Raw genomic sequence first — 280 nt, 5'->3', positions numbered from 1 at the left:
GGTGGATGCCTTGGCGCTGAGAGGCGATGAAGGACGTGGTACGCTGCGATAAGCCTTGGGGAGCTGCGAACGAGCTTTGATCCAGGGATTTCCGAATGGGGAAACCCACCTTCGACCTTCCGTATTGCGGGACCAGGCGTCAGCCTGGTTCCTCAATACGGTTGGTCATGTGAAGGTATCAAATCCTGAATTCATAGGGGTTTGAAGCGAACCCGGGGAACTGAAACATCTCAGTACCCGGAGGAAAGGACATCAACGAGACTCCGTCAGTAGTGGCGAG

1 rRNA gene is annotated in these 280 nt (G+C 55.0%); it reads left to right on the top strand.

From position 1 onward, the window contains the following. Positions 1-280: ribosomal RNA gene (locus ACLBX8_RS32215) — 23S ribosomal RNA — on the top strand; the annotation flags it as partial.

This window comes from Methylobacterium sp. D48H (assembly GCF_053345715.1).
The sequence above is the reverse complement of the archived record's forward strand: the minus strand, read 5'-3'. Positions and strand labels throughout refer to the sequence as shown.